Source organism: Nocardia sp. XZ_19_231 (genome assembly GCF_015355705.1).
Lineage (GTDB): Bacteria > Actinomycetota > Actinomycetes > Mycobacteriales > Mycobacteriaceae > Nocardia > Nocardia salmonicida.
Genome location: NZ_JACUZI010000005.1, coordinates 300,813 through 327,435, shown reverse-complemented (window position 1 = coordinate 327,435; position 26,623 = coordinate 300,813). Strand labels below are relative to the sequence as shown.

Annotated in this window: 26 protein-coding genes and 1 pseudogene; 10 read left to right on the top strand and 17 right to left on the bottom strand. The window is 65.6% G+C overall.

The features are described 5' to 3' along the window. Positions 1 to 15: 15 nt before the first annotated feature. Positions 16 to 279 (bottom strand): hypothetical protein, encoded by a 264-nt coding sequence (locus tag IBJ82_RS23525; protein ID WP_194828130.1) that lies wholly within the window; start codon positions 277 to 279, stop codon positions 16 to 18. A 173-nt stretch (positions 280 to 452) separates the two neighbouring features. Here IBJ82_RS23525 and IBJ82_RS23520 point away from each other — a divergent pair, with 173 nt between their 5' ends. Further along, positions 453 to 845: a hypothetical protein gene (locus IBJ82_RS23520; RefSeq protein WP_194828129.1), complete on the top strand. Its 393-nt coding sequence runs from the start codon at positions 453 to 455 to the stop codon at positions 843 to 845. 97 nt (positions 846 to 942) lie between these two features. After that, the gene (locus IBJ82_RS23515; RefSeq protein ID WP_228537560.1) at positions 943 to 2,226 is read left to right on the top strand and encodes a cyclopropane-fatty-acyl-phospholipid synthase family protein; all 1,284 of its coding nucleotides are present in this window, start codon (positions 943 to 945) and stop codon (positions 2,224 to 2,226) included. 33 nt (positions 2,227 to 2,259) lie between these two features. On the opposite strand, the gene IBJ82_RS23510 is transcribed toward IBJ82_RS23515, so the two are convergent. The 3 genes from IBJ82_RS23510 to IBJ82_RS23500 all read right to left on the bottom strand — a co-directional run bounded on the left by IBJ82_RS23510 (position 2,260) and on the right by IBJ82_RS23500 (position 5,379). Continuing rightward, on the bottom strand, positions 2,260 to 3,090 hold the full coding sequence (locus tag IBJ82_RS23510; RefSeq protein ID WP_194828127.1) for an SAM-dependent methyltransferase: 831 nt from the start codon (positions 3,088 to 3,090) through the stop codon (positions 2,260 to 2,262). 25 nt (positions 3,091 to 3,115) lie between these two features. Then, positions 3,116 to 4,033 carry a helix-turn-helix domain-containing protein gene (locus tag IBJ82_RS23505; RefSeq protein WP_370585444.1) on the bottom strand — a complete coding sequence of 306 codons (918 nt, stop codon included), beginning with the start codon at positions 4,031 to 4,033 and terminating at the stop codon, positions 3,116 to 3,118. A gap of 878 nt (positions 4,034 to 4,911) precedes the next feature. Then, positions 4,912 to 5,379, bottom strand: coding sequence for a hypothetical protein (locus IBJ82_RS23500; protein WP_194828469.1), 468 nt, complete (start codon positions 5,377 to 5,379; stop codon positions 4,912 to 4,914). Between IBJ82_RS23500 and IBJ82_RS23495 the strand changes: the two genes are divergently transcribed. Both IBJ82_RS23495 and IBJ82_RS23490 read left to right on the top strand, forming a co-directional pair. Beyond that, on the top strand, positions 5,372 to 5,548 hold the full coding sequence (locus tag IBJ82_RS23495; protein ID WP_228537559.1) for a hypothetical protein: 177 nt from the start codon (positions 5,372 to 5,374) through the stop codon (positions 5,546 to 5,548). The genes IBJ82_RS23500 and IBJ82_RS23495 overlap by 8 nt on opposite strands. 403 nt (positions 5,549 to 5,951) lie before the next feature. Then, a complete protein-coding gene (locus tag IBJ82_RS23490; protein WP_228537558.1) occupies positions 5,952 to 6,461 on the top strand; it encodes a MarR family winged helix-turn-helix transcriptional regulator in 510 nt (169 codons plus the stop codon). A gap of 14 nt (positions 6,462 to 6,475) precedes the next feature. Here IBJ82_RS23490 and IBJ82_RS23485 read toward each other — a convergent pair whose 3' ends face one another. The 3 genes from IBJ82_RS23485 to IBJ82_RS23475 form a co-directional block, all read right to left on the bottom strand. Then, positions 6,476 to 6,757: a hypothetical protein gene (locus IBJ82_RS23485; RefSeq protein WP_194828125.1), complete on the bottom strand. Its 282-nt coding sequence runs from the start codon at positions 6,755 to 6,757 to the stop codon at positions 6,476 to 6,478. A 3-nt stretch (positions 6,758 to 6,760) separates the two neighbouring features. Further along, the gene (locus IBJ82_RS23480; RefSeq protein ID WP_194828124.1) at positions 6,761 to 7,336 is read right to left on the bottom strand and encodes a hypothetical protein; all 576 of its coding nucleotides are present in this window, start codon (positions 7,334 to 7,336) and stop codon (positions 6,761 to 6,763) included. Between the two features lie 97 nt (positions 7,337 to 7,433). Then, the gene (locus IBJ82_RS23475) at positions 7,434 to 7,961 is read right to left on the bottom strand and encodes an ester cyclase (RefSeq protein ID WP_194828123.1); all 528 of its coding nucleotides are present in this window, start codon (positions 7,959 to 7,961) and stop codon (positions 7,434 to 7,436) included. Between the two features lie 81 nt (positions 7,962 to 8,042). Between IBJ82_RS23475 and IBJ82_RS23470 the strand changes: the two genes are divergently transcribed. Both IBJ82_RS23470 and IBJ82_RS23465 read left to right on the top strand, forming a co-directional pair. Further along, on the top strand, positions 8,043 to 8,726 hold the full coding sequence (locus IBJ82_RS23470; RefSeq protein ID WP_194828122.1) for a TetR/AcrR family transcriptional regulator: 684 nt from the start codon (positions 8,043 to 8,045) through the stop codon (positions 8,724 to 8,726). After that, positions 8,723 to 9,184, top strand: a complete 462-nt coding sequence (locus IBJ82_RS23465) for a hypothetical protein (protein ID WP_194828121.1) — start codon at positions 8,723 to 8,725, stop codon at positions 9,182 to 9,184. The genes IBJ82_RS23470 and IBJ82_RS23465 overlap by 4 nt, the downstream gene beginning before the upstream one ends. A 178-nt stretch (positions 9,185 to 9,362) precedes the next feature. Here the strand turns inward: IBJ82_RS23465 and IBJ82_RS23460 are convergent, their stop codons facing one another. Continuing rightward, a complete protein-coding gene (locus IBJ82_RS23460) occupies positions 9,363 to 11,519 on the bottom strand; it encodes an MMPL family transporter (protein ID WP_194828120.1) in 2,157 nt (718 codons plus the stop codon). Further along, positions 11,516 to 11,791, bottom strand: a complete 276-nt coding sequence (locus tag IBJ82_RS23455; RefSeq protein WP_194828119.1) for a hypothetical protein — start codon at positions 11,789 to 11,791, stop codon at positions 11,516 to 11,518. Before IBJ82_RS23455 ends, IBJ82_RS23460 begins: the two co-directional genes overlap by 4 nt. Positions 11,792 to 11,829: 38 nt before the next feature. On the opposite strand from IBJ82_RS23455, the gene IBJ82_RS23450 reads away from it, so the two are divergent. The 3 genes from IBJ82_RS23450 (at position 11,830) to IBJ82_RS23440 (ending at position 15,279) form a co-directional block, all read left to right on the top strand. Then, positions 11,830 to 12,297, top strand: a complete 468-nt coding sequence (locus tag IBJ82_RS23450) for a hypothetical protein (RefSeq protein WP_194828118.1) — start codon at positions 11,830 to 11,832, stop codon at positions 12,295 to 12,297. 233 nt (positions 12,298 to 12,530) lie between these two features. Continuing rightward, complete coding sequence (locus tag IBJ82_RS23445) at positions 12,531 to 13,286, top strand: oxygenase MpaB family protein (protein WP_194828117.1); 756 nt, start codon at positions 12,531 to 12,533, stop codon at positions 13,284 to 13,286. A gap of 463 nt (positions 13,287 to 13,749) precedes the next feature. Then, positions 13,750 to 15,279, top strand: a complete 1,530-nt coding sequence (locus IBJ82_RS23440) for an aldehyde dehydrogenase family protein (protein WP_194828116.1) — start codon at positions 13,750 to 13,752, stop codon at positions 15,277 to 15,279. 85 nt (positions 15,280 to 15,364) lie between these two features. Here IBJ82_RS23440 and IBJ82_RS23435 read toward each other — a convergent pair whose 3' ends face one another. The 5 genes from IBJ82_RS23435 to IBJ82_RS23415 form a co-directional block, all read right to left on the bottom strand. Continuing rightward, a complete protein-coding gene (locus tag IBJ82_RS23435; RefSeq protein WP_194828115.1) occupies positions 15,365 to 16,039 on the bottom strand; it encodes a TetR/AcrR family transcriptional regulator in 675 nt (224 codons plus the stop codon). A gap of 71 nt (positions 16,040 to 16,110) precedes the next feature. Further along, positions 16,111 to 16,995 (bottom strand): oxygenase MpaB family protein, encoded by an 885-nt coding sequence (locus IBJ82_RS23430; RefSeq protein WP_228537557.1) that lies wholly within the window; start codon positions 16,993 to 16,995, stop codon positions 16,111 to 16,113. A 158-nt stretch (positions 16,996 to 17,153) separates the two neighbouring features. After that, the gene (gene fadD5 / locus IBJ82_RS23425; RefSeq protein WP_194828114.1) at positions 17,154 to 18,707 is read right to left on the bottom strand and encodes a fatty-acid--CoA ligase FadD5; all 1,554 of its coding nucleotides are present in this window, start codon (positions 18,705 to 18,707) and stop codon (positions 17,154 to 17,156) included. Further along, positions 18,704 to 19,501, bottom strand: a complete 798-nt coding sequence (locus IBJ82_RS23420; RefSeq protein ID WP_194828113.1) for an enoyl-CoA hydratase — start codon at positions 19,499 to 19,501, stop codon at positions 18,704 to 18,706. Before IBJ82_RS23420 ends, fadD5 begins: the two co-directional genes overlap by 4 nt. Further along, complete coding sequence (locus IBJ82_RS23415) at positions 19,498 to 20,484, bottom strand: nitronate monooxygenase family protein (RefSeq protein ID WP_194828112.1); 987 nt, start codon at positions 20,482 to 20,484, stop codon at positions 19,498 to 19,500. Before IBJ82_RS23415 ends, IBJ82_RS23420 begins: the two co-directional genes overlap by 4 nt. 231 nt (positions 20,485 to 20,715) lie before the next feature. On the opposite strand from IBJ82_RS23415, the gene IBJ82_RS23410 reads away from it, so the two are divergent. After that, entirely contained in the window at positions 20,716 to 21,861 is a 1,146-nt protein-coding gene (locus IBJ82_RS23410; RefSeq protein WP_194828111.1) for an acyl-CoA dehydrogenase family protein, read from the top strand. Positions 21,862 to 21,916: 55 nt separating this feature from the next. Here the strand turns inward: IBJ82_RS23410 and IBJ82_RS23405 are convergent, their stop codons facing one another. From IBJ82_RS23405 to IBJ82_RS23395, 3 genes and pseudogenes are all read right to left on the bottom strand, one after another. Further along, positions 21,917 to 23,068: a TetR family transcriptional regulator gene (locus tag IBJ82_RS23405; RefSeq protein WP_194828434.1), complete on the bottom strand. Its 1,152-nt coding sequence runs from the start codon at positions 23,066 to 23,068 to the stop codon at positions 21,917 to 21,919. 194 nt (positions 23,069 to 23,262) lie between these two features. Next, positions 23,263 to 24,944 (bottom strand): annotated as a pseudogene (locus IBJ82_RS23400) (GMC oxidoreductase). Between the two features lie 8 nt (positions 24,945 to 24,952). Continuing rightward, complete coding sequence (locus IBJ82_RS23395; RefSeq protein ID WP_194828110.1) at positions 24,953 to 26,605, bottom strand: acyl-CoA synthetase; 1,653 nt, start codon at positions 26,603 to 26,605, stop codon at positions 24,953 to 24,955. Positions 26,606 to 26,623 lie beyond the last annotated feature (18 nt).

Sequence of the window (26,623 nt, the reverse complement as noted above, 5' to 3'; positions counted from 1 at the left end):
TTGTCGCCCATGTACTCAGTCGCCGCTCTTCTTGCCTTTGCCTTTTCCTTTGCCCTTACCCTCACTCTTGCCTTTGCCCTTCCCCTTGCCTTCGCTCCCGGAATCATCGGCGTTTTCGTCCGATGCCGCCTCGGGAGCAGACTTGCTACCGATTTCGTTCCCGGCCACCTCGCTGTGATGCTGCTGAGGGATTGGTGCCGATGGTTGAGCGGAGACGGTGCCCGCGGCCAGGAAAGCGGTGAGGATGCCGGCGGCGACGGCGAACTTATGATTCGACAACGTGTGAGCCCCTTCTCGTGGTGGAAGTGCTACGGCTGCTGTGATCAACCTACGAGCCCCGCGGATATGTCTGTGACGCGACGCGCGGACAGTCGAGCGCCATCGTGGCGAAGCAGCCATTTCGCGAGGACACTGTGAACAGACACGCCAACTCGTCCTCAGGAGGACACGCGATGGCAAATACCGGGCCATTCGGCATCGATCCAGAAGACTTCGAACGCGCACTGCGCGGGACGGGCGCCGAGCTCAGCGACCTGTTCGGGAAGGCCGGCGGCTACCTGGATCGGATAGATCAGGCCGGCGTCGGCGCACTGGCTTCACTGCTCGGACAGTTCGTCCAGCCTCAACGTCCACAGTCGACGGCACCCGAGGGCGAGACCACCGGCGAGACCGGCAGCGGAGTGTGGGCGATCTACACCGTCGACGATGCCGGTCAGGCCAGGATCGACCAGGTCTTTCCCGACGAGCTGGAGGCCTTACGCGCCCACCGCGACAATACCGACGACCGCCGTCGGGTGCGCTTTCTCCCGTATGGCGTTCCGGCGAGCGTGCTCGACTCGCCCTGATCGAAGCAGGCTCGGCCGGCGGGCTTCACCGACGGCCACCGAAGGTGAACCCGCGTCGTTGCCACGCAGGCAGCCCGACGCGGACCATAGTGGTCGAATGGGTAACAATGCCGCGATCGCCGCCGCGTTCGAACCTCTGCTGCGAGCCACCCTCGGCCCGCATCCGGCGGTGGGATTCGAATTCTGGGACGGCAGCACGATCCAACCCGATGGTGACAGCCCCGGCACGATGCGCGTGCGATCCGAGGATGCGCTGCGCCACCTCGTCTGGGCACCTGGCGAACTCGGCGTAGCGCGTGCGTTCGTCTCCGGCGCGGTCGATCTCGACGGCGACATCTTCACGATGCTTCGCGCACTCCAGTCGACCGCGCCGAACGACGCCCGTCTCGGCCTCGGTGCGGCCTGGCAGGCCATCGGCGCGGCGCGGCACCTCGGGGTGCTCGGGCGCCGCCCGCCACCACCACCGGAGGAAGCGCGACCACAGCGCGGACCGTTGCACACCAAACGTCGCGACGCGGCGGCGATCAGTCATCACTACGACGTCAGCAACGATTTCTACCGGCTGGTGCTCGGATCGAGCATGACCTACTCCTGCGCGCGGTTCGTGCCCGACGACGACGGCTCACTGGAGAACGCCCAGCGCGCCAAGCACGACCTGATCTGCCGCAAAGTGGGGTTGGCCGAGCGGTCGGGGATGCGCCTGCTCGACGTGGGATGCGGCTGGGGGTCCATGGCGATGCACGCGGCGTCGACCTATGGGGCGCAGGTCGTCGGCGTCACCATCAGCAGTGCCCAGGTGGAACTCGCCCGCAAACGAGTCGCCGAGGCGGGCCTCGCGGACAGTGTCGAGATCAGGCTCACCGACTATCGGGACCTGCGCGGCGAAGAGTTCGATGCCATCTCCTCGATCGGAATGTTCGAACACGTCGGCTCCCAGCGTGCCGCGGAGTACTTCGACACCCTGCGCGCACTGCTGCGCCCGCACGGACGGCTGCTCAACCACGCCATCTCCTCGCCGGGCGGCTCCGTCATCAGCGATCGTTCCTTCATCGGGCGCTATGTCTTCCCGGACGGCGAACTCGTCGACGTGGGCGAAGTCGTCCTGGCCATGGAACGCGCCGGCTTCGAGGTCCGTGACGTCGAGGCGCTGCGCGAGCACTACGCGCTGACCCTTCGCCAGTGGGTCGCGAATCTGGAAAACGCTTGGGAACAAGCGGTTTCACTCGTCGGCGAAGGGCGGGCGCGAATTTGGCGGCTCTATATGGCCGCCTCCGCCTTGGGCTTCGAGGACGGCGGACTCGGGATCCACCAGGTACTCGGCGTGGTGCCGGAAGCAACGGGGAACGCCGCGATGCCCGCGACACGACGCGCCTGGGGATAGATCCCGCCGAACGCTCGACAGCGCGTCCAGGACTCAGGGTTTGCGGCCGATACCTGCCCAGTACCAAGCACTTTCGGCCTCGGCGACGGCGACGGGACGGTCGACGAGTTCGGGTCGCCACGCGGCGACGGGGACCAGACCCGGATCGATGAGGGTGGTTCCGGTGAACAGCTCGCTGGTTTCGGAGTTGCTCCGTGGGTTGAAGGAGATCCCCGACGCTTCCGCGGCCGCCTTGACGCCGGCCATCGCCTCGGGTGCGAAATCCGCGGTGGGGTGCGTGATCACGACATAGCTGCCGGAGGGGACGGCATCGAGCAGCGCGGCGATGATGTCCTGGGGACGGTCGCTGTCGGCGAAGTACATCATGATCGCCACGAGCATGATGGCAACCGGTTCGGTCAGGTCGAGGGTGTCGGCGATATCGGGGTGGTCGAGGATGGACTGCGGGTCGTGCAGGTCCGCGTGAATGAATCGGGTGCGACCTTGCGGAGTGCTGTCCATCAACGCCCGAGCGTGGGCGAGCACGATCGGATCTTTGTCCACGTAGACGACCCGCGCGTTGGGATCGAGCTGCTGGGCGACCTCGTGCGTGTTTCCGGCCGTGGGTATTCCGGTGCCGATATCGAGGAACTGGGTGATCCCGGCGTCGGCGACCAGATGCCGGACCGCACGACCGAGAAAGGCGCGGTTGGCGCGCGCCATCGTCTTGATGGCAGGGACGTGCTCACCGATGGCGTCGCCGAGCGCCCGGTCCGCCGGGTAGTTGTCCTTGCCCCCGAGCCAGTAGTCGTAGACGCGGGCTTCGTGGGCGATGGTGGTGTCGACGTCGGTGGACAGTGGGGCACCGAAGGCGTTGTCTGACATGGGATCTCTGTTCTTGTCGGGTTCGCTAGAAGGAGAGGTCGACAGTAGCGGGGCTCGTTCGCAGCGTGTCCAACAGCTCGGTGGTCTGCCCGGGCGGAAGAGCACAGACACAGAGCCGATCCCAGGCCGCGTTGAATCGGTCCAGCTCGCCGGGCTTCTCGAGGAACTGGGGGCCCGACAGGTGCAGAAAGTGCGCGATATCGCTCAACTCGGGCGCCGCGAACCGCAACATGGTGAAGGGGGTCGCGCTGATGGCTGGGCCGCCGATGTGATCGGGCAGCACCTGCACGGTGATATTGGGGCGCTCCGCCAACTCGGCGAGATGCTCGAGCTGCGCCTGCCAGATCGCGGCTCCACCGATCGGTCGACGCAACGCGGCTTCCTCGATGACGAACCACGCCCGTGGCGGATCCGCGCGGGTGAGCAGTCGTTGCCGCCTGGCCAGCACTTCGATGCGGTGCTGGATCTGCGCGGCCGGTTGCTGGTCGGCGATCGCGAAGATCGTATGCGCGTAGGAGGGCGTCCACACCAACTCGGGCATCAAGCTCGGTGCGTAGCAACGGATCAGCGCGGCGGCGTCCTCGAGTGCCAGGTAGGTATCCGGACGCGCGACCGTCAGATCCGGACCGGCCTGCCAACGTCCGGTCCCGTTGGCCCGCTGCACCAGGAGCCGGTACTCGTCCCGCAGATCGGCATCACGCACCCCGTACGCGGTCAGTAGATCGTCGACGTCGGCCACACGGAAGCTGACTCGACCGGCCTCGAGACGACTGATCTTGGAATGTGAGGCACGAATCATCCGGCCTGCCGCGTCCCCGCTGATACCGGCCGCCTCACGCAACCGCCGCAGGCGCACGCCGAGTACCCGACGCAGCAGAGCAGGGTCTTCATCCGGATCCGGCCCGGTGCAGGCACCGACGACGGCGGTCAAATCCTCACTCACGGCCACTCCTGTCAGCATCGAACTTCGCGAAGCTGAGTGTGCCACAACCTATTACATGGCACAGCACGATGCCGTGCACGTGCAGATGCACGTGCAACACGTTAGGCTCCAGAAGGGAATCGGTACGGATTCCCGATTGGGGTTGCAATGAGAACGAGTGACACAGCCGCAAGATTCGCTTCCGCTCCGTGCGACAGAGTCGGGATCGCCGACGTCGTGCGGTCCTATGGCATCGACCGGGTACACAACCGGATCGAGCAACTGCGCGGCACCGGGATGCATCACGCGGCAGCGGCTATCGAGCGCGAGCTGAAGGAGCTCGGCTGATCGTCGATCGGTCCGGTGATCGCCCGGTGCGTTCGATCAGGTTGACCTGACCCAAGCGCAGACCGCGGCCACGCCGTCGACATCCAGGACGCCGAGGTCGCCGTAGTCCAGCCCGAGCCGACCGCGACGAAGCAGTCGCGGAACCCGACGGGATCCTTGGCGTCGCAGGCCCGGAAGTAGCGGTGCTCGAGCGCGATGATCGACTCTGTCGCCGCCAATCGCGCGAGCTGCCGGGCAATGCCATCTGAGTGCAGGGCCGCGGACGCACCGCCGCGGTACCGCGTCCTTCCGTCGCCGTGAGCACCAACCGTACGACCGCGGGCCGGCGCGTTCAAACCGATGACGGCATACGTATCGCAAGTCCATTCATTCAGACAAGATCAGTACCACGTAGAAACTTTTCTGGAATTAACTATTCGCAGTAAATATCTAATAGCGGATAATGATATTTCAGCACTCTTGAATTGACGATTTCAACCACAGAATTATGAGAACAGGTTATATTTTTTGAACATCCATTTTGCGGTTCGACTTCCCGTCATACCGCTGCTCTATTTCCTGGAGTTCGCCATGAGATCGACCTCGTCCCTGTTTCGTGCCGGCCTTATCGCTCCGGTGGCCATCGCCACCGTCTTTTGTTTGGCGGCACCGGTAAATGCCGCCCCCATCAGCGTGAACTGGAGCTGTAAGGGCACCGTCTTCGGCATCGGCCAAACCTCGAGTATGACCACCTCGGTCACCGGCACCGCACCGGGCTCCGCGGCGTCGGGCTCCGCGGTGGCCATCACCATCACACCGGGCGCCTCGTCGGTTCCCAGTTCGGCTGCCGGCTTCACCGTGAACAACATCAGCAACCTGAAGATGACCATTCCGACTCCGGCGAATTCGACATTGGTCTCGGCCACCGCCTCCGGGGGCACTGTGGCCGGCACCGTCGCCACGTCAGGCGGAAATGTCGTTCTGACCGTGCCGGGTCCGATTGCCGGCGGGACCAGCTTCACCCCGCCCGCGGTGACCATCAATGTCACCGCAGGCGCCGCCGGAACATCGATCACCAGCAAGTACGCGGGGACCAGCTACACCAGTCCCGGCATGACCATGACGACCAACGTCTCCTTCGTCGGCAACGTCGCGACCTCGTGCTACCCCAACCCGTCCCCGACCCTCACGACCACATCTGTCACCTAATCCCGCGGACAGGCGCCACAGCACGACGGCCGGTATCCGCCGGCGCCTGTGGCGAACATGCGGACCGGGTTGTGTCAGCAACCCGGTCCATCCGGAGCTGGTGACCACCGATGCCGATAGTGGTTGCCACGCTTCAGGTTTGACGTTGATGCAGCCACCTCGATCGAATAATTCGATGCGCAGTATCGCATCGGCCGCCGTGTCGTACAGTGCATATCCGACACAGCCACGTTTCGCTTCGACGGCCGGTGCGGTGCCGCTTTCGTGACGTTCGACAGGAGCCGAGATGTCATCCATCGAGACCACCGATCTCCCTGACTCCCCGGGACCGAATCGGGCGATCGACAACCGAGGACTCCCTGATCGGTGCCTCTGCTGAGCGGTTCTCTGTTTCAAGTGATCGATGGGAAAGCCTGTGTGCCCGACGACAAGCGAACCCGCCCGGATCTCGGTCGAGCTCAAGAGGGCGCTGGAGTTCTATCACGGAACCGTCGATGATCTGATCCGGGAATTGGTCCGAGTGCTCGGCGTGAACGAGACCGATCGGCGTGCACTGGAAATCGTCCTGCTCGGGGAGGAAAAGTCCACGACGCCGGGAACGCTGGCCGAACGGCTCGGCCTCACCGCGGCCGGCGTCACGATCATGCTCAACCGCCTGGAGAAGCAGGGCTATATCGCCCGCTCGCTGCACCCGACCGATCGTCGTCGCGTCATTGTGGTGGCCACCGAACTCGCAGCCCACCGCATACAGGAACTCGTCGTACCCATGATCGTCGAGAGCTACAAGATGTTGCTGAGTTATTACGATTCCACCGAACTCGAAATAATCGCCGACTTTCTCACCCGGGCGGGCGAGCTGCAACGAATCCACTCGAAACAGTTGCGCGAAGTGGATCCCTACTCGAGACCCTGAAAGGCTCGATCACATCAGTGCCCGGCGCGTCGCGAGGGAGAAAGCAGGAGTGGAATGCGAACCGTCGACAACAGCGCCGGAGCGCCATCGCCCGATCGGTTCCGGCGGCAGATGTCGCATGCGAGCGTGGTGACCGCATTGGTCACCACGGCGATCGGGATAACGCTCATGGTAAGGGCGGATTCGAGTCCGCCGCTGCGGACGAACAATGCGGAGCCGTTCTCGGGTGAATCGACGATACAGACTTCCGAGTACAGCGCCGTCCCGAGCCGGCCCGGCCTGACGGAGACGAGCACGACCTATGTCCTACCGAGCGAGATCCCCGTACCGAGCGACGTCTCGGCCGCCGACACGGCTGCCGTTCCCGGGACCGCCCAATCGACCGCCGATTCGACCGACCCTGCCACGAGCGCGGCCCCTGCCCCGGAAACGACGGCAGCCATGACCACGGATACCTCGCCCGAGAACTCGGCGGCGATATCGGTGAGCGCGAGTTTCTCGGCCACGGTGAGCCTTCCGGCTCCGGACCCGTCCGGTGCGCAGGACCCGAGCACGGTCGCCTCGACCTCGATATCCACGGTGACCGTCATCATGACCCCGACAAATACGTCGACGGTCACGGTGACAGCCGATCCGAGCACGGTGACGGTGTCGGCTGATCCCTCGACCACCACGGTGCCGACTACCACCACGACAACCACGATTCCGGCCCGCCCGACCACAACATCCACGTCGCCGGTGAAGTCGACAACGCCCGCATCACCGACGACCACATCGACTCGGCCCCCGACGATTACGACACCGACGACGACCGAGCCCCCGGCCACGACGAAGCCGACGCGTCCGACTCCGTCGCTCGCGCATCCACCGACCACATCACCGAAGGTCGCGTCAACCAGCTCTCCCCACCCCGAAAATCGTTAGCGCACCACAGCACCCCCCGGATCCGCACTCACGAAAACGCGGTCACTCCTACCTCGCGACGGCATCGCGGCGCGCTTGCTTCGTCGCGCGGCGCATCCGCAGCAGGTAGCGCGGCGTCGGCGGGTTCCAGCCGAGCTGCATGGACATCCCGAGATCGTCGCGGTTGGCCCAGTGCTCGACGACCTTGCCGTCGAGCACACGGATCCAGTGCGTCTGAGTGATCGCGAATGACTTACCCGTGGCCGGAAATGCCTGCGCGACGTCACCTTTCGCGTCATATGCGACGAAGGGACCGACCTGTCGCCCAGCCATCGTCACATGCACGGCGACCACGTCACCCTCGGTCACGACGGTGTGCACCTGCCAGTGCAGGTCCGCAAACGCCTGCCGCAGCCACAGGGCGGTGGCATAGAAGGCCGCGGGCCCGGTGCCCCGGCTCGCAGGGGGTTCCTGCACGCCTTCCCGGTTGAACGCCTCCGGATGGACCAACTCCTCGAAATCAGCAGGCTCTCCCGCCGACATGATCTGAATCGAGCGCACTGCCAGGTCTGCGATCGCGCCGTGTACGTATGCCATGATCGTGGCCTCCCAAGATTAGAATGAACGTCGATCTATTAGTTAGAACGTTGATCCATCGAAAGTGGTTCAAGGAGACCTGTGACCGGCAAGCGGCGATACTCGACGGCTCTGCGCACCCAGCAGACCGCCCTCACCCGCGCGCGCATCCTGGACGCCGCCCGGGAACTGTTTCTCGAGCACGGCTACCTCGGCACCACCATCACCGGGATCTCCCACACCGCGCAGGTCAGCGTGCAGACGATCTACAACACCATCGGCACCAAGCCTGCTGTGTTCAAGGCCGTCTACGACACGACGCTCGCCGGCGACGACGATCCGATCCCGATGATCGACCGACCCCAATTCCGCGCGATGCTCGCTGCCGAGACCGCCACCGAATGCCTCGCCCGCTATACCGCCATCGCCGCCACCATCGCCCAGCGCGTCCTCCCCTTGGTCTCGATGGCACTTGCCCAGTCCGCGAGCGGTGACCCCGAGCTACGCGATTTCACCGATACCACGGAAAACGAACGCAATTTCGGCGCTACCAACCTCGCCGACCACCTGCACCGCCGTTTCGGCCTGCGCTCCGGCCTCGCGCTGGTCGACGCCGGGGACATCCTGTGGGCCCTCACCGCCCCCGAACTCGCCGACCGGTTGGTCAACCGCCGCGGCTGGAGTTGGGACAAGTACCAGAAATGGCTCTACACCGCCGCCACCGAATCTCTGCTCGGCCCAACTCGATCGAGCCCTGAGCGAGGCAGCACTACACTGCTTCCATGACTGTCGGCTGGATCGTCTTCATGGTCATCGTCATCGTGGCGGTGGCACTCGCGGTCATCATGCTCATCACCCGATTCATCCTTCGCGCGATCCGCCGGACCGCCGAGGCGGCCATCGCGGAGAACTTCGCACCCGGTGAAGCCGTGCGCAGCGACCCTGTCGCCAACTACTTCGGGCGAGCCTCGAAGAACGGGCGACAGGTGCGCGGCAACGGCGCGCTCGTACTGACCGATACGCGACTGTGGTTTCGCCGAGCGGGCTCGGATGGCGCACTGGAGATTCCGCTCGCATCGATCACGTCGGTGGATCTCGTGCGCTCCCACGCCGGAAAATCGATCGGTCGCCCGCTGGTCAGCGTGAGCTTCAACGATGACAGCGCCGCGTGGTACGTGCGCGATTCGGCACAGTGGCACGACGACATCGCGCGCAGGTGCCCGGCAGCAGCATCTGATCAGTGAGCCAACCGCATCGACGGCGGCACCTGCGCACTGACCACTCTCGACCATCCGCAATTCGGTGATCGACGCCGCGACGGCCGTGATGATCTGGCAGGCGATGAGCGCCTGACCCTCGTTCGATACGGGTCGCGCCCAGGTAGCGCAGGAGTAGAGGCCCGCGCTACCCGGGCGATCGACACTATTCGCGCAGCCGAACCTTCTCGAGCATCGGCCGCGCCCCGCTCGGTACCCACCAGTTCCAGGTGCCCGCCAGTCGCATGAAGGCGGGGACCAGAATCATGCGGATCAACGTGGCGTCCACCAGAACAGCCAGCGTCAATCCGACGCCGAGCATGCGCATGATGGCGACCCCGCTCGTCGCGATCGCCGCGAAGATCACGATCATCATCGCCGCCGCCGCGGTCACCACCTGCCCGGAACGGGCGAGCCCGACCGCGACTGCCCGATCGTTGTCGGCGCTGGTGTGCCCGGAGGTCTCCCATTCCTCGGTGAAGCGCGCGAGCAGGAAGATCTCGTAGTCCATGGATAGCCCGAATGCCACACAGAACAGCAGCACCGGGACCGTGGCGACGGTGAAACCGGTTATCTCGGTGCCGAATCCACCGAGGTGTCCGGACTGGAACACCCAGACCATCGCACCGAAGGTCGCCGTGAGGGAGAGGACGTTGAGCGCCAGCGCCTTCAACGGCAACAGGAGGCTGCCGGTCAACAACATCAGCAGGATGAAGGTGGTGACGGCGATCCAGGCCAGGGCTTTCGGGAACGCAGCTGCGATCCCGGCTGCCGTGTCGCGCTTCTGCTGAGCCAAACCGCCGAACACCGCGTCGCCGGGTGCGGCGACCGCGTCGAGCTCGTCGAGTTGCCGCGCGGCGGCAGGTGAGTACGGATCGAGTGAGGTGGCGATCGTCAGATGGGTACTGTCGGCGCGCGCAGCGCCGGGATCGCCGGGCCCCACCGGTTGGCCGCCCGCATAGATCCCCGACGGCGCGAGCACCACATCAACATCGCGCACCCGAGACAGTGCGGCCGCGTACTCGGCCGTCGCGGTGTCGGCACCTTCGCGGTGGACGATGATGTGGACGGTGCCGGTGGCATTGGCGTCGAACTGTTCTCGGATCGTGTCACCGACCTGGCGTGCCTGCGCGGTGGCAGGCAGGACTCGATCGTCGGGCAACCCGACCTGGAGTCCCAGGACCGGCGCACCGGCGATCAGCAGAATTCCCAGCACCGGCAGCGCGATGAGCACGGGGTGCCTCTGCACCGCCACCGCCAGTCGGTACAGGAACATCGACTCGACCACAGCCGCCTCTCGCAACGGCTTTCGGGTGATTCGCTCACCGAGGAGTGCGAGCAGGGCGGGCACACACGTCAGCGCCAGCACGACCGACAGCGCGACCACGGCGACGCCCGCGTACCCGATGGAACGCAGAAAGTTCATCGGGAAGAACGACAATCCGATCAACGCGATCGCCACCGTCACCCCGGAGAACAGCACGGCCCGCCCACCGCGGCGCATAGCCAGTGTGATCGCGGTGTGCTGGTCGCGCCCACGAGCGACCTCCTCGCGGAACCGCCCGATGATGAGTAGTGAGTAGTCGATCGCCAGCGCCAGCCCGAGGGCGGTGGTGATGTTGAGCGCGAAGACCGACAGGTCGATGACGAAGGTCAGCACGAACAGCACCGCAGTGGTCGCGACGATGGCCAATACTCCCACCGCGATCGGAATCGCCGCGGCGACCACACTGCGCAGGAACCAGATCAGCAGCAGAAATGTCAGCGGAATCGCGATCGATTCCGCCAACGCGAGGTCACGCTCGGCGCGTACGTTGATCTCCTGGAACGCCATCGCCTGTCCGCCGGCGGTGACGGTGATCTCGCCCGTGGACCTGGTATGTCGGGCGGCCAGGTCGGCCGCGGTCTTCTGCGCTTGGTCGTCGTCGCCGGCCAGACCCGCCACGATCAGTCCGACGTGTCCGTCCCGGTCGGTCAACCGGGCGCGACTGTTCGGGTCGGTCCACGGCGAATCGACCGACAGAACCCGGTCGTCGACGCGCAGGTCGTTCACGATGTCGTTCGCGCGATCGGCCCCGGCGCCGGTGAGTACATCACCGGGTGCTTCGACAGTGAAGATCAGCTGCATTCCCGCGATGTCGAAGTCGCGGGCCAGTGCTTGCTCAGCCTGTGAGGACTCCGCGTCGGGGTCGAGAAACCCGCCCGCCGACAAGCGGTCGGTGACCTGGGCACCGAGCAGACCGAACAGCACTAACGCGATACCCGCCACGGCGAGAACCAGTTTCGGCGTCCGGATCGCGATCTCGGCGAACCGTTCGATCATCGCAGGACTGCGCGATCGCCCTGGGTCCACGCGACCGGCGCCACGCTGTGCCCGTAGCCGAGGTCGACGGGTTCGAGCACCTGCCAGCCGAGGATCTCGCACATCTCCCCCACTCCCACCCCCTTCGCCTCGCCGTAGCACGGCAGATTCTTCGCCCGCGCCACCTTCATCACCCGTGTGAACAGCGCGGCCCCGGTGCGCTCGTAGGCCAGCACATGCGCGCACTGTCCTCGCTGCCCGCGCTCGATGTTCGACGGCATTGTCGGTTGCATATTTCATTTCCCCTTCTCGGCGGGCACGGTGACCATCCGTGCGCACCCTGATAGCGAGCGTCGACCTTCGCGCCCTCGGCGGCGCGTGGCGGGCGTCGTCGATCATTCGCGTCGTCGGCGACCGGTGCGCTGAACACGACGTAGGCCTGGGCTTCGAGCAGATGATCCTGTGCGGCAAGACCTTCCATCAGGTCGCCGGGTGGCAGTGCCGACGCGCCGCGGACACGCCCGCTGACATGGACGACCGGCCACGGCAGGTCGAGCCCGCGCAAGGCGGCGTCGGCGCAGTCGAACGCTTCGGTGAGCTCCGCGTCGAGATCGTAGTCCGGGGCCGGTGCGAACGAACTCACGGAGCGCCGGGCCGGAATGAACCGCGCGAGATTTCCAGGAATCGAAGGGACCGCGTCGAAGAACACGGGTCAAGAATCTGTTGTTCGAATGTCATGCAGCCCCTCAGCACAACGGGATCAGGCTTGGCCGATATCACCACCTCCAGCACATACTGATCACCATATGCTTTGTGTCACAACTGTTTTCACGGCGCATCGGAAGGTCGATTCCTCACGCCTGCATGAAGGTTGGTCAACCGTTGACAGGCTGTCGAGACAGTGAGAGGCTTCGAGAGTCACTCTCTCACATGCGATCCGGCAGCCGCCAGTCTTCGAACGGGGTCAACGATGACCACACCACTTTCCGTACCCGCCGCACCCCATAGCCTGCGCGGTTGAGGAATTCATCGATGCACCGCCAACGAGGAACCTCGCTGCTGCGCCGGTACGTCGGCGATCGACGATTCCTGCTCGCCTTGCCGCGGGCGGTGGGGCTGCAGATTCTGCACCCGGCCATCGCGACGGCTCTCGACGAGCACCTGGCAATGAGGCTGTGGTACCACAAGGCACGGACCGTCTCGCAGACGATCGACATGGCCTATAACGACCGAGACCAGCGGCACCGCATGGTCAACATTCATGGGCACATCAGTGGAACCGACGACCGCGGTGCGCGCTTCCACGCGCTGAATCCGGACGTGTTCCACTTTCAGCACGCGACCTACATGGAGACGCTGGTAGTCGCGATCAATACCTTCATCTCGCCGATGTCGGATCGCGACCACGAACGCCTGTACGCGGAGTGCTGCGAATGGTATCTGCAGTTCGGGGTGTCCGCGCGGGCCATGCCACCGGACTGGGCGAGTTTCGGCGACTATTTCGAGCGGACCTGCGCGCAGCAGCTGCGTCTCACCCCAGCCGGTCGCACGCTCGCACCCGAGGTCTTACGTCCGACCAGCTGGGTTCCGCGGCTGCTGCCATCCGTCGCCGTGCGCGAGTTGCTACATCCTCGCACCAGGGAACTGCTCGACGTGCGAGCGCGACTGGGAGATCGGGCCGCGTTCCGCTCCTACGCCACCGGCCTCCGGATGGCGGCAACGATAGCGCCGTCAGGGATTCGCTACGTTCCTTCAGCACGTGCAGAGAGGTCACCGCGGCCCGCGTAGAAGGATGATTTACCTAGCCCCCGAGTCCGGGCAGACGGAGACCGCACCCCGCCTGCCCGGTCCTGCGCTACGGCAGCGGTGTCGACTCGGCACGACCTCGGCGAAACCTGGTCACCATTTCGACCCCACTTTCTCTTCGTTTACGAGAGAATGCTCGGTAACATAAGGCGGTCAATCACGGCTGCCACCTTCCGAATTTCGCGAGGCCGAGAAATAGCGCATGAACATGACCGATCCACCCCTCTTCGGCGGGCAGGGCCAGAGCTCCGCGCCGGGCGGTCGCAGCACCTGAACGGCAACTCGATGGGCGACTCAGCTATCGGCGTCACCAGATGCCGCCTCTGCGAGCCCTCCCCCACCCGACAGAACAACAGCATGATCCATCTCGTGACAGAGTGATATACAAAACATCTCACTCTGTCTAAGCTGGTCTGTAGACCGATACGGCTATCCAGGAGAAAATGTGTCTGAATCCGCAACACCCACCGTCGACGCCACTGAACTGGCTGTTCGAAACCCGGCATCCGGAGAATTGGTCGGCACCGTTGCCGTGTCGACCCCGGAGGAAGTAGCCGCAGCCGCGTCCGCGCTGCGCAAGGCGCAGCCGCGGTGGGCTTCGATCAGCGCGTCCGGACGGAAGCAGTGGCTGCTCAAGCTGCAGGATTGGGTGCTCGACCATACCGACGAGCTGGCGGATTCGATTCAAGACGAGTCGGGAAAGCCCCGCGTGGAGGCCGAGGTCGAGGTCGCGTTCACTGTCGATCTCCTGGGCTACTACGCACGCAACGCCGCGAAGTTTCTGGCCGATACCGCCGTGAGCCCCCACACCCCGCTGATGCGGATCAAGAAGTTGACCACCACCTACACGCCGTATCCGGTGGTCGGCATCATCACGCCGTGGAACTTTCCACTCGCCATGCCTGCCTCCGATCTCGTTCCGGCGCTCGCCGCAGGTGCCGCCGTGCTGCTCAAGCCCTCGGAGGTGACCCCGCTGACCCCGCTCGCGCTCGCCCGCGGCTGGGCCGAGATCGGCGCGCCGCCGGTGTTCACGGTGGTCTCCGGTGCCGGAGCCGCTGGTGCCGCGGTGGTCGAGAACGCTGATTTCATCCAGTTCACCGGCTCCGGCAACACCGGGCGCCGCATCGCCGTCGCGTGCGCGGAACGCACGCTGCCCTACAGCCTCGAGATGGGCGGCAAGGACCCGGCGATCGTGCTCGCCGACGCCGATCTCGACCGCGCGGCCAACGGCATCGCCTTCGGCGCGCTGACCAATGCCGGTCAGCTGTGTGTGTCGGTGGAGCGGGTGTATGTCGAAGCTCCGGTGTACGACGAGTTCGTCGACAAGCTGGTCACCCACGTCAAGTCGCTGAGGATCGGCCGCGACGACCGCAGCGGAAACATCGATATCGGTCCGCTCGCCAACCAGGCCCAGCTCGACATCGTCACCCGCCACGTCGACGACGCGATCGCCGGCGGAGCGCGCGCGCTCACCGGCGGAAAGGCCACGGGCGAGGGGAACTTCTTCGAACCGACCGTGCTGGTCGACGTCGACCATTCGATGTCGTGCATCACCGAGGAAACCTTCGGCCCGACCATCCCGGTCATCAAGGTCGCCGATGAGAACGAGGCGATCAAGCTCGCCAACGACTCCGAGTACGGGCTGTCGGCGTCGGTGTGGACGGGCAACAAGTCCCGCGGGCAGTCGATCGCGCGGCGATTGACCGTCGGCGCGGTGAATATCAACGACGCCACCATCAACCTGTTCAACTTCGCGCTCCCCCACGGTGGTTGGGGACAGTCCGGCACCGGATACCGATTCGGCGGCGCGGACGGCGTGCGTAAGTACTGCCGTAAGCAGGCGATCACGGCTCCGGCGCTGCCGACGCAGAAGTCCGAACTGGTCTGGTACCCGTACAGCCTGAAGAACTTCGGGTTCATGAGGAACGCGATGCGCGTGGCCGGTGCTCGCGGTCGGCGGCGCTTCGGCAAGTAAGTGAACTTTGCCTCGGGGGGATGTGTCGCCGACCGGTGACACATCCCCCCGAGGCGAGCGGTGATCAATGCCCCGCGCGTAGGACTTAGCGAGGCTCGGTGTCGGCCTCATCGCTAGCGGCGCGCACGTCCAGCGGACGGAACCCGGGTGCGATGTGATCGCGGGCGAACCTGCGTGCCGCGGCCTCGTCGTCGAGCGGGATGACCGTCGGCTTGGTCAGCACCAACGACAGCGCGGTGCGAGCCACCAACTCGGCTACGGGCAGCGGGTCGTAGGCGGGGAGCTTGCCCGCCTCCTGCAACCGGGTGATGAACTCGGCCAAGAAGTCTCGACCGAGCTCGATCACCGGCGCCCCACCGGTGGTGAGGTAGGGCAGCACGGTGGCGGCGTCCGTGGCGAGCAGGCGATCGAGCAGCGGGTTCTCCCGCAGGCCGAGGGCGAAGACGACGAACAGTTCGACAATCTGGTCTTCGGCGCTGGCACCTTCCTCCGCCTGCCGACGCATCGAGGCGTCGGCCTGCTCCAGCAGGTGGCGCACCTGCCAGAGCCCCACCGCCTGGACCACGTCGGTCTTGCCACCGAACCGGCGGTACAGGGTCGCCAAGGACAGCCCGCCACGGCGGGCCACCTCCCCCATACTGGTGCGCTTGATCCCGAAGTCCAGAAACGCGGCCAAGGCACCGTTCAGGACATCGGCGTTATCGCGTTCGACACCGCCGTGCCCGCGAATTCGGGCCAGCAACCTGATCGACTCGGCCATATCCCATTCCCCTCAGCTGACAAGAGCCCGAACATAATGTGGTCTGCCGGTGGCCCGCAACCTCGCTGCTCTCAGACCAACGGGCGGCCGAGTCGATGGCGGCGCCGCATGTCCCAGAGCACGGCCGAGTACGGCTCGATCCGCGCGCGGACGGGTAGCCGTCCGTAGACGGTTCCGATGGCTCGGAACATCAGCCGATGCCGCCGCTCCTGCGCGTCGGTCCACGGCAGGTAGAGCTGCGCGCGCATAGTCTCGGGCAGCAGACCGGTGACAGCGAAACGATGAAAATTGGCGAGCACACGCGGCCTCGGCACATTGCGCAACCCGACCAGCTTGCGCAGGTATTCGGCGACCACGTCGTCGATCTGCATGCTCGCCAGCCCGGCTTCGAAATAGCTTTCGAAAGCCGCCAGGTCTGCCGGCCACATGTCGGGCCGCATCTGCAATCCGGTGCCGAACTTGGCCGCGTACTGCACGAAGACTTCCTTGGTGGCCGTGTCCAGTGGCCCATAGAGGCGTTCGTGGGTGTCCATGACTCCCCAGCACAGGCAGACCGCGACCCACTTCTGCAGCTCGGGATCGAACGCGTTGTACTTCACCTCGGCGCCCGGCGCCGAACGAACGCGTCGATGGACGCTACCGACGGCCTGTCGATACACGTCCCGGTCGTCCTCGGTACCCAGCATCGCCACCGCGATGTAGGTCAGTGTGGTGCGCAGCCGCTTCCACGGATGGACATCGGCGCGACCGGAGTCGACAGTGCTCTGGACAACGCCGTACCCCACCGGCCGATTCGCCAGCTGCACGATGACATTCGCACCGGCCCCGGCGAAAGCGCCGATCCCGTCGAGAAATCGCTCGATATCGAAATCCTCGACAGTGCCGTAGCGGCACCTCAGGACCTCGCCGAGATCGTCGACCATGACGGGATCGCTCACCGTTGAAACTTCACGCATAGTCCTGCGTCTCCTTCTCCTGAGCCACGAAGGCTTGATACGTTGAGATGATATTCGACTAATCAACTCAAGGGAAGCCTTCGGCACGAACCGCTACGCACCGACGCCCCGTAGCGCCGAGGCGCTACGGGGCGTCGTGGTTTCCTGCCGGATCGCTATCAGGCGTGTTCCTTGCGGAGCAGGTGTTTGATCACCTTGCCGCCCGCGTTGCGCGGCAGTTCGTCGACGACGATCAGGTCCTTGGGGTGCTTGTACCTGGCCAGATTGGCGTCGAAATGCGGGGCGAGGGCGACGAGGGTGAGCTCGGCGTCAGGCTCGGCGACGACCACCGCGATGGCGACCTCACCCCACTTGTCATCGGCGCGCCCGATGACCGCGGCTTCGCGCACGGCGGGGTGGGCGAACAGGACGTTCTCCACTTCGGCGCAGTAGATGTTCTCACCGCCGGAGATGATCATGTCCTTCTTCCGGTCGACGACGTAGACGAATCCTTCCTCGTCTCGGCGGACCAGGTCACCGGAATGGAACCAGCCGCCTTCGAACGCTTCGGCGGTCGCCTCGGGCTTGTTCCAGTACTCGCGCATCATGGTCGGGCCCCGGTAGACGATCTCGCCGATCTCGCCGGGGGCGACATCGTTCATCTCGTCGTCGACGACGCGGGCGGCGATGGTCGGAATCGGCTGCCCCACGGAACCGAGTTTGCGGATCGCGTCCTTGCCCTCGAGGACACAGGTGATCGGCGACATCTCGGTTTGCCCGAAGACCGCGATGTTCAAGGCGTCGGGGAAAGTGTCGGCCATCGCCTGCAAGACGGTGTCGGAGGCCGGGGCCGCGCCCCAGCTGATCACCCGCAGACGCAGATCACGGTCGCGCACAGTGGGATCGGCGCACACTATCTGCCACTGCGCCGGTACCAGGAACACCGAGGTAGCCTTCTCGCGCTCCCACGCGTCGAGCACCTGACCGGCGTCGAAGGCGAGCAGCGGATGCAGCACGGTGAGGGTGCCGAGCACGAAACACGGTGCGATACTGCCCAATCCGGCGATATGGAACAGCGGCGCCGCGCAGAAGGCGACATCCTCGGTGGTGTATTGCATCGCGCGGATACAGGTGAGCGCTTGGGCCTGCATATTGGTGTGGGTCAGGACCGCGCCCTTGGGGCTGCCGGTCGTCCCCGAGGTGTACATGATCAGCGCGGCCGAGTCCTCGCTGACGTCGACCGCGGGATGGGGTACGCCCACCTCGGCCAGCAGTTGCTCATAACCCTCTGCGCCGTCACCGGTTTCGCCGCCGACGACGACGCAGGTGGTCAGAGCGTCGGTCTGCGCGCGCACCGCCGCGACGAGGGGGGCCAAGGCGGTGTCGGTCACGATCGCCTCGGCACCGCTGTCGGCGATCAGGTACAGGATCTCGGGTGGGGTGAGACGGAAGTTCACCGGGACCGCGATGGCGCCCAAGGTGTTGATCCCGAAGACCGCCTCCAGGTATTCGGTGCTGTTGAGCATCAACACCAGGACGCGGTCACCGAAACCGACACCGCGGCGGGCGAGCGCGTCGGCGAACGCTTCGGAGCGATCGTGCAGCTGCTGCCAGCTCGTGTCGACCCCGCGAAACCGCACGGCGGCGGCGTCGGGTTGGACAGTCGCCTGCAGGGCGACCTGGTTCATCCAGTGGTTGCGGCGCGAACGGATCGGTTCCACGTCGAGGTTCATTCGTTTCCTTGCGGTGCGTCGGTGAATCGGGGAGCACGCTTGCCGAGCATGGCCATGGTGCCTTCGTAGAAGTCGGGTGAGACGAGCAGTTCGATCTGGGCGGTTGCCTCGCGGTCGAATGCCGGTTCGAGTCGGTCCAGGGTCGCGGCGTTCACCGCGGCCTTGGTCAGCTCCAGTGCGCGGCGCGGCCCGGCGGCGAGGCGGGTGGCGATGGCGTACACGTGTTCGGTCAGCTCGGCGTCGGGCACGGCCGCGGTGATCAGACCGGCCGCGGCGGCCTCGGATGCGGGCAGCCGGTTGCCGAGCAAGGCCATTTCCATCGCGCGGGCGCGACCCATCCCCGCGGGGACCAGGGCGGTGGCGCCGCCGTCGGGCAACAGCCCGATGGCGGTGAAAGGCAGGAGGAGATAAGTGCTTTCGGCCGCATAGTGCAGATCGGCGGCCAGGGCCAGCGACGCGCCGACGCCCGCGGCGGGACCATTGATCTGGGCGATGACCGGGATGGGCGCTTGGACGACCGCGCGGATCATGCGCGCGGCTTCTGCCATCACCGTTTCCGGGGTCGCCTCGTTGCCGCCGGACGCGGCGGCCGCCGCGAGATCGGCGCCCGTGCAGAACGCACGCCCCTCGCCGGTCAGCACGATCACCCGGATGGTGGAATCCGCTGCGGCGCCGGCGATGACGTCGGCCAATTCGCTCATGGTGGCGAGGTCGATCGCGTTGAGCCGGGCGGGCCGATTGATGCAGATCCGCAGAATGCCGCCCGCGAGAGTGGTCTGCACCGACTCGCTCATGAGGCCACCGCCGTCACGACCGACCCCGCCAGCGATTCGGTGATCAGGGTCTGCGCCTCGGCCATGATGTTCGCGATCAGGTCGGCACAGGTGGGGATGTCGTGGATCAGGCCCTGGCATTGCCCGACGCTCCAGATACCGGCATCCACGTCGCCGTCCTCGTACACCTTGCGCCCGCGCGCACCGGACACGAGATCACGCACATCGTCGAAAGTGCCGCCGTTGCGCTCGATTTCGACGACCTGGCGGCTGACCGCGTTGTCCGCGACCCGCGCGGTGTTGTGCAGCGTCCGGAAGATCAGCTTGGTGTCGAGCTCGGTATTGGCCACGATCTTTTCCTTGACCACGTGCGCGATCGGCGACTCGACGGTGCACAGGAATCGCGTGCCCATATTGACCCCGTGCGCGCCGAGCGCCAGCGCCGCGACCAGTCCACGACCGTCCGCGAAACCGCCCGAGGCGATCATCGGGATCTCGATCTCCCTGGCCGCCGCGGGAATCAGCACCAGGCCCGGAGTGTCGTTCTCGCCGGGATGCCCGGCACATTCGAAGCCGTCGATGCTGATCCCGTCCACACCGACCTGTTGCGCCTTGAGCGCGTGCTTGACGCTGGTGCACTTGTGCAGCACCTTGATGCCGGCGTCCTTGAAATAGGGCAGGTGCGTGGCCGGGTTGCCGCCCGCGATCTCGACGATCTTCACCCCACTGTCGATGATCGCCTGCCGGTATTCCGCGTAGGGCGGAGGCGTGATCGAGGGCAGAATCGTGAGGTTGACCCCGAACGGCTTGTCGGTGAGGTCGCGGGTCCGGGCGATCTCGTTGCGCAGCTCGGCCGGGGTCGGCTGGGTCAGGCCGGTGATGATGCCGAGCCCGCCCGCGTTGGACACCGCAGCGGCCAGCGGGGCGCGGCCGACCCACATCATGCCGCCCTGGACGATCGGGTGCTCGACACCGAATACCTCGGTGAATCTGGTGCGCAGCATGGAGCCTCTCTCCGCTCAGGAGTTCCGCACCGGTCGAAACGAAACCCTCGGGCCTCTTTGCTTCCGGCGAGAATGGTGATTAACTTAACGAGAATTGCAGTTAACTTATCTGGGTTGGGGCTGCTGTGTCAACGGCCACACCCCCCACCTCGATCCGGTGGATCCTGCGACCGCGCTCTCGCGCGAGCGACCTGGCTCTCATCTGACCGAGAATCGAAGGAGAAAATCACTATGGGCGTCGAATTCAGCCCGGAACAGCAGGATTTCGCGGCGGCGGTCGCCGCGTTCGCCAAACGCGAGGCAGGCACCAGGGAAAAGCGTGACGCGCTGACCGAACACGACGCCGAGCAACACAACCCGGCGCTCTACGCCAAGATGGCCGAACTCGGCTGGCTCGGCCTGACCGTGCCAGAGGAATACGGTGGCTCCGACGCCACGATGGTCGATATGTGCATCCTGCTCGAGGAAGCCATGCGTGGCATGCTCCCGATCGGTGCGATCGGGCCGACGCTGATCACCGGTGGCGCCTACGCCAAGTTCGGCACCGAGACACAGAAAGACGATGTGTTGCGTGGCATCGTTCGTGGTGCGTCGCAGTCGATCTCGATGTCAGAACCCGAAGCCGGGTCCGACGTCGGTAACATCACCACCCGCGCGGAGAAGACCAACGACGGGTGGTTGATCAACGGGCAGAAGACCTGGTGTTCCAACGCCCATATCTCCGAGAACATTCTGCTCGTGGCCCGTACCGACCGTGGTGGCGGCAAGCACGAGGGCTTGACCATGTTCCACGTGCCCGCGGGCACCCCGGGGCTGAAGGTCAACCCGATCGAGTTGATGGGTAACCAGAAAGAAACCAACGACCTCTACTTCACCGACTGCCTACTCCCGGAGGACGCGGTCGTGGGTGAGGTCGGTAACGGGTGGCGTCAGCTGATGACGGGGTTGAACTTCGAACGGCTGATCCTGGCGGCGATGAGTTTGGGTGCGGCCGAGCGTGCTTTCGAGGACACCTTGCAGTTCGTGTCCGAGCGTAAGCAGTTCGGTAGGCCGATCGGGACGTTCCAGGCGTTGCGTCACCGGGTCGCTGACCTCGCGACCGAGATCGAGTGCACCAAGCTGCTGGTCTACAGCGTCGCCGCCGCAGTGGACGCGAACCCGACCAAGACCTTCGCCCGGGAGGCGTCGATGGCCAAGCTCAAGGCCACCGAGACCTCCAAACAGGTCGCGTTGGCGGGGATGCAGATGATGGGCGGTTACGGGTACGCCCGCGAATTCGACATGGAAAAGCACGTCCGTGGCGCCCTGGTCTCGACCATTTTCGGTGGCACGAGCGAGATCCAACGCGACATCATCGGCAAGACCTACGGACTCTGACGTACCCGGCGCCCGGCCGTACGGTCGGGCGCTCGCCGTCGCCCGCGGCTGTGCGCTAGCGGGGTAACGGCTGACCGAGGGCGACAGCCTCGAGGAGCCGAATCACCTTCTCCTGCGGGCAGATCCCCCCGTCGCCGAAGATTCGGACGAGGTCGACGACGAGGCTGAAGCAGGCATGCACGAGGACGCGCGCCTCACCCATCGTCAGCTGCGGGCGTGCCCCGACGACCAGCTCGGCCCACTCGGTGATGATCAGTTGCTGCAGGTGTCGCAGCGCGACCTGGTCGGCGGGGTCGATGTGACCGAACTCGGCGTAGTAGACGAAGGCCAGGGCACGTTCGGCGAACGAGTCGCGAACGTAGAGGTCGATCAGCACACCGAGCGCCTCCCCGGGGGTATCGGCGGCCAGTACCGCGGGGGTGATCGCCGTCGATACCCGATCGGCCGCCAGCCGGAACGCGGAGCTCAACAGATCGCTCTTGCCACGGTAGTAGCGGTATATCGCCGACGCCGCCGACAGGTTCGCCGCGACGGCGATATCTTCCATGCTGACGTTCGGGTAGCCCCGCTCGTGGAAGAGCGTGACTGCCGCACGCAATAGCTGCTCGTGCTCGAACAACTGCCGGTCGGCGTCGGGCTTCGTCTCGTCCGTGGAGATAGGCGGCGCGGTCAGATCGGCATCGATGACCGCCCAGCAGGCAGAACGTAGGAGTGCGGCAAGAGTTTGCGCGGGCACGGCGACATGGTGGTCGCCGATGCTGCTGGTCAGCGCGAAGATCGACACCGCGCGGACCGCGCGATCGTGCCCGCTCAGCTCAGGGCGTACCTGGCCGATCAGGGCGCGCAGCACGCGGATCGACGAGGTGAATTCGTCGATGAACTGCTGGTAGTCGGCAGGCTCGAGGTAGCGACGGTCCCAACGGGCCAGCCCGACAGTCGTCCGATTGGTGATCGTCATCGTGATCATCGAGTCGAGGAAGTGGTCGACGCGCTCGCGCGGGGACCACTTCTCGGCATCCTCGGGCAGCGCGGCAGCGCGCACCATGAGCCCCGCCAACCGAAAGAGCTCTTCCCGGAACAGCGCGTACTTGCTGGGGAAGTGCCGGTACAGCGCGGTCGGACTGATATCGAGCCGCTTGGCGATGTCGTCCATGCTGACACTGTGGTACCCGTGCGCGCCGAACGCCGCCGCCGATTCCGCCGCGATCTGGGCGCGCCTGTTCTTCGGTCTACGCCTGACCTGGCGCCGCTGCGGGCCTGCCCGCGGCCCGTCTGCCTGTGTGCTCGTCGTGTCGCCCTTTGTTCAACGCGCTGCGTGCGAGGTCGTCTAGCCCTTGCTGACATGATATGCCCGCGTGCACGCAGCGCCGACACGGCAAACGTCGAACGGTGACGAGAGCCTCAGCCCCGAAGCGAGTAGCGCAATGCGGCGGGCGCGGTAGCGGGGACAGCGGGCTGCTTCGGCATCACCGGTTCGACGCGGACGTACGCCGAACCCAACGCGGGACGGGGGTCGGCCTCGCCCTTGTTGGGCCAGAACGCCATCGCGCGCTCCGCTTGCGCGGTGATGGTCAACGACGGGTTCACGCCGAGGTTGGCCGTGACCGCACTGCCGTCGGCGATATGCAGGCCCGGATATCCGTAGACCCGCTGCCATGGGTCGACGACACCGGTGTCGGCGCAGTCGCCGATCGTGGCGCCGCCGATGTAATGCGCGGTGGCCGGGATGCCGAGCAGGTCGGTGACTAGATTTCCCGCGTCACCGTCGATTTCGGCGGCGTACTCGCGAGCGATGTCGTGCGCGATCGGGATCCATTCGGGATTCGGTTCCCCCGACCCCTGCTTGGTGACCAGACGTCGCCCTTTCAGATAGGACGTCAGCGAGTTGTCCAGTGATTGCATCACCAGCAGCACGACCGAGCGCTCGGCGGCGCGATAGACATTCTTCAGCCGGATGAACTGGAGCGGATGCGCCAGCACCATGAGCAGCAGCCGCAGCACCCGGAAGGCGCCGCCGTCGACCATCGGCAGACCCTGGGTGAACAGCGCGTTCTGCCCCTTGCCGTACGAGCACACCTCGATATGGGTTTGCGGCTCAGGATGAATCGAGGAGGTGATCGCCACGCCCTCGGACATGTCGTATCGACTACGACTGCACACCGCGACCACCGCCTCGGAATTGCTTCGGGTCAGCTCACCGAGCCGTGGCGACAATTCGGGCAGCACACCATCGTTTCGCATGCGGTGCAGCAACTTCTGGGTTCCCAGAGCGGCCGCGGCGAAGACGACTTGGCCCGCGGTGAACGTGCGCCGATCCTTTCGGACGATACCGCCCGAACGCATGGTGCCTACGACATACCCGCCGTCGCCGTCGGGCCGCACCGAGGTGACCGTGGTGAGCGGGTGCACCTCGGCGCCGTTGCGCTCGGCCAGGTACAGATAGTTCACCGTGGTGGTGTTCTTGGCGTTGTGCGTGCACCCGGTCAGACATTCGGAGCAATGAATGCAGCCGGCGCGCGTCGGCCCGGCACCACCGAAATACGGATCGGGCACCTCGGTGCCCTCCTCGCCCTCGTTGAAGAAGACCCCGACATTCGTGCGGTGGAACGTGTCGGCGACCCCGCGCCGCTCGGAAATCTTCAGCAGCACAGCATCTTTGGGTCCTACGCGCGGATTTGTTCGCACGCCGAGCATCCGTTTGGCCTGGTCGTAGTACGGCGCCAGCTCCGACTTCCAGTCCGTGATGTGCGACCACGCGCGATCCTCGTAGAACGCGGGCAGCGGCTCATAGAGGGTATTGCCGTAGATCACCGACCCTCCCCCGACCCCCGACCCGCTGAAAACCGCGCACTTGCCGAGAACGCTGATCCGCTGCGGTCCGGTCAAGCCGAGTCGGGGCATCCACAGCGACTTGCGGAGATTCCAAGCGGAGATTCCAATTGGACTTCGGGAAATCCTCGGGATTCCACCGCCGTCCGGATTCGAGAACGCCGACGCGGTAACCCTTCGGTCAGCCGCAGGGCCGTGACGCTGCCGCCGAACCCGGAACCGATCACAATCACGTCGTAGTCGTACTCGGTCATGGCTTCGCTCATTGCCCCACCTGCCTGTCGACGACGTACTCGGTCAGCGCCTTGCGCACGATCTTGCCGGTGGGGTTGCGCGGCATCTCGTCGAGGAACACCACGTCACGGGGCACCTTGTACCTGGCGAGGTTGTCCTTGACGTAGTCCTTGATCTCCTGCGCGTCCGGCGTGTGGTCGGCCGCGGGAACGACGAAGGCGCGCAATCGCTGTCCGAAGTCCGCGTCGTCGACACCGATCACGGCGACGTCGGCGATATCGACGCGACCCATCAGCAGATTCTCCACCTCCAGCGGATAGACGTTCTCGCCGCCGCAGACGACCATGTCGTCGTCGCGGCCGTCGATGAACAGCAGCCCGTCGGCGTCGAAGTGGCCCATGTCCCCGGTCGACATGTACCCGTCGATGATCTGTTTGGTCTTCCCGTCGGTGTAGCCCTCGAACGGGGCGACGGTGCGAGCGAAGATTCGCCCCGAGACGTTCGCCCCGGTGATCCGGCGATCCTCGCTGTCGTAGAGCGCGATGCGCGCGGTGACCGGTGCCCGGCCGACAGTGCCTGGCGCACGCCGCAATTCGTGCGGCTGGGCGACGGCGGTGATCGCGACCTCGGTGGAGCCGTATCCGTTGTAGAGCACGTCGCCGAAGGCGTCCTGCCATCGGATCGCGAGGTCGGGTGGCAGCGGCGCGCCGCCGACGAAAACGGTGCGCAACGTCGAGGTGTCGTACTCGGCGATGGTCTCGGGACCGAGCGCGAGAATGCGGTTCAACTGGGTCGGCACCGCGACCAGCATCTCGACCGAATGCTTCTCGATCGCTGCCAACGTGGCCTTCGCGTCGAAGCGGCGCCGCAGCACGATTTCGGCGCCGAGCGCGCTGGCTATCGTCCAGGTGCCCATACCCGTGGTGTGAAAGACCGGGGTCGCGATCATGACGACCCCGCCGCGCGGAAACGGCACCCGGTCGACGACGAGTGCGGTGGCGAACGGAGATACCTTGGTACGCGGCGCACCCTTGGGCAGACCGGTGGTGCCACTGGTGAGAATGATGAAGCCGGCGGGCTGGTCCGGCGGTGGCAGCGGGTCACTGCTGTTCGCCGACACCAGCATGGCGATGGTCACCGCGCCCAGCGGCAGCGTGTGTTCCTCATCGACCCAGCTGAGGATCCGTGGCATGTGCGCGGGCAGCGCATCGACCAGTCCGGCGAATTCGCTGTCGAACAGAATCGCGCGAACCTTCTCCCGCACAGCGACTTCGGTGAGCTGCGGCTTGGCGAAACTGGTGTTCAGCATGGCCAGGCGCAACCCGGCCTTGCCCGCTGCCACCATCGCCAGCACCAGGCCACGATGGTCACGGGCCAGCACGCCGATCACCTCGCCGCCACGCAAGCCCTGCCCGAGCAAACCGTGGGCCAGGGCGTTGGACTGCTCGTCGAGCTCGCGATAGGTCAGCACCCCGCGCTCGTCGGTCAGCGCGGGGTGGTCGGGCCGATCGGCCGCCCCGGCGCTGATCATCGCCGCCTGGGGGCCGTAGGAGTTGTTGAGCGCGATCATGCGCTTGATCCGGCGCGGTCGCCACAGGTCGATCAGGCCGGTTTGGTGCAGTCGGCGCACTGCCGTCAACTTCTCGCGTACGTCGGCCACAGTGCCGTTCGTCAGCTTCATCGAAGATCCTCTGGTGAG

Bases quoted from the DNA above. Each gene is read 5' to 3' on its own strand.
- IBJ82_RS23520 (WP_194828129.1), top strand. From the start codon at position 453: ATGGCAAATACCGGGCCATTCGGCATCGATCCAGAAGACTTCGAACGC.
- IBJ82_RS23515 (WP_228537560.1), top strand. From the start codon at position 943: ATGGGTAACAATGCCGCGATCGCCGCCGCGTTCGAACCTCTGCTGCGA.
- IBJ82_RS23510 (WP_194828127.1), bottom strand. From the start codon at position 3,090: ATGTCAGACAACGCCTTCGGTGCCCCACTGTCCACCGACGTCGACACC.
- IBJ82_RS23500 (WP_194828469.1), bottom strand. From the start codon at position 5,379: ATGGTCACCGCGGGCGGGGTGAAGCTGGTCCCGCCGGCAATCGGACCC.
- IBJ82_RS23490 (WP_228537558.1), top strand. From the start codon at position 5,952: ATGGGAAAGCCTGTGTGCCCGACGACAAGCGAACCCGCCCGGATCTCG.
- IBJ82_RS23475 (WP_194828123.1), bottom strand. From the start codon at position 7,961: ATGGCATACGTACACGGCGCGATCGCAGACCTGGCAGTGCGCTCGATT.
- IBJ82_RS23465 (WP_194828121.1), top strand. From the start codon at position 8,723: ATGACTGTCGGCTGGATCGTCTTCATGGTCATCGTCATCGTGGCGGTG.
- IBJ82_RS23460 (WP_194828120.1), bottom strand. From the start codon at position 11,519: ATGATCGAACGGTTCGCCGAGATCGCGATCCGGACGCCGAAACTGGTT.
- IBJ82_RS23455 (WP_194828119.1), bottom strand. From the start codon at position 11,791: ATGCAACCGACAATGCCGTCGAACATCGAGCGCGGGCAGCGAGGACAG.
- IBJ82_RS23445 (WP_194828117.1), top strand. From the start codon at position 12,531: ATGCACCGCCAACGAGGAACCTCGCTGCTGCGCCGGTACGTCGGCGAT.
- IBJ82_RS23435 (WP_194828115.1), bottom strand. From the start codon at position 16,039: ATGGCCGAGTCGATCAGGTTGCTGGCCCGAATTCGCGGGCACGGCGGT.
- IBJ82_RS23430 (WP_228537557.1), bottom strand. From the start codon at position 16,995: ATGCGTGAAGTTTCAACGGTGAGCGATCCCGTCATGGTCGACGATCTC.
- fadD5 (WP_194828114.1), bottom strand. From the start codon at position 18,707: ATGAACCTCGACGTGGAACCGATCCGTTCGCGCCGCAACCACTGGATG.
- IBJ82_RS23420 (WP_194828113.1), bottom strand. From the start codon at position 19,501: ATGAGCGAGTCGGTGCAGACCACTCTCGCGGGCGGCATTCTGCGGATC.
- IBJ82_RS23415 (WP_194828112.1), bottom strand. From the start codon at position 20,484: ATGCTGCGCACCAGATTCACCGAGGTATTCGGTGTCGAGCACCCGATC.
- IBJ82_RS23410 (WP_194828111.1), top strand. From the start codon at position 20,716: ATGGGCGTCGAATTCAGCCCGGAACAGCAGGATTTCGCGGCGGCGGTC.
- IBJ82_RS23395 (WP_194828110.1), bottom strand. From the start codon at position 26,605: ATGAAGCTGACGAACGGCACTGTGGCCGACGTACGCGAGAAGTTGACG.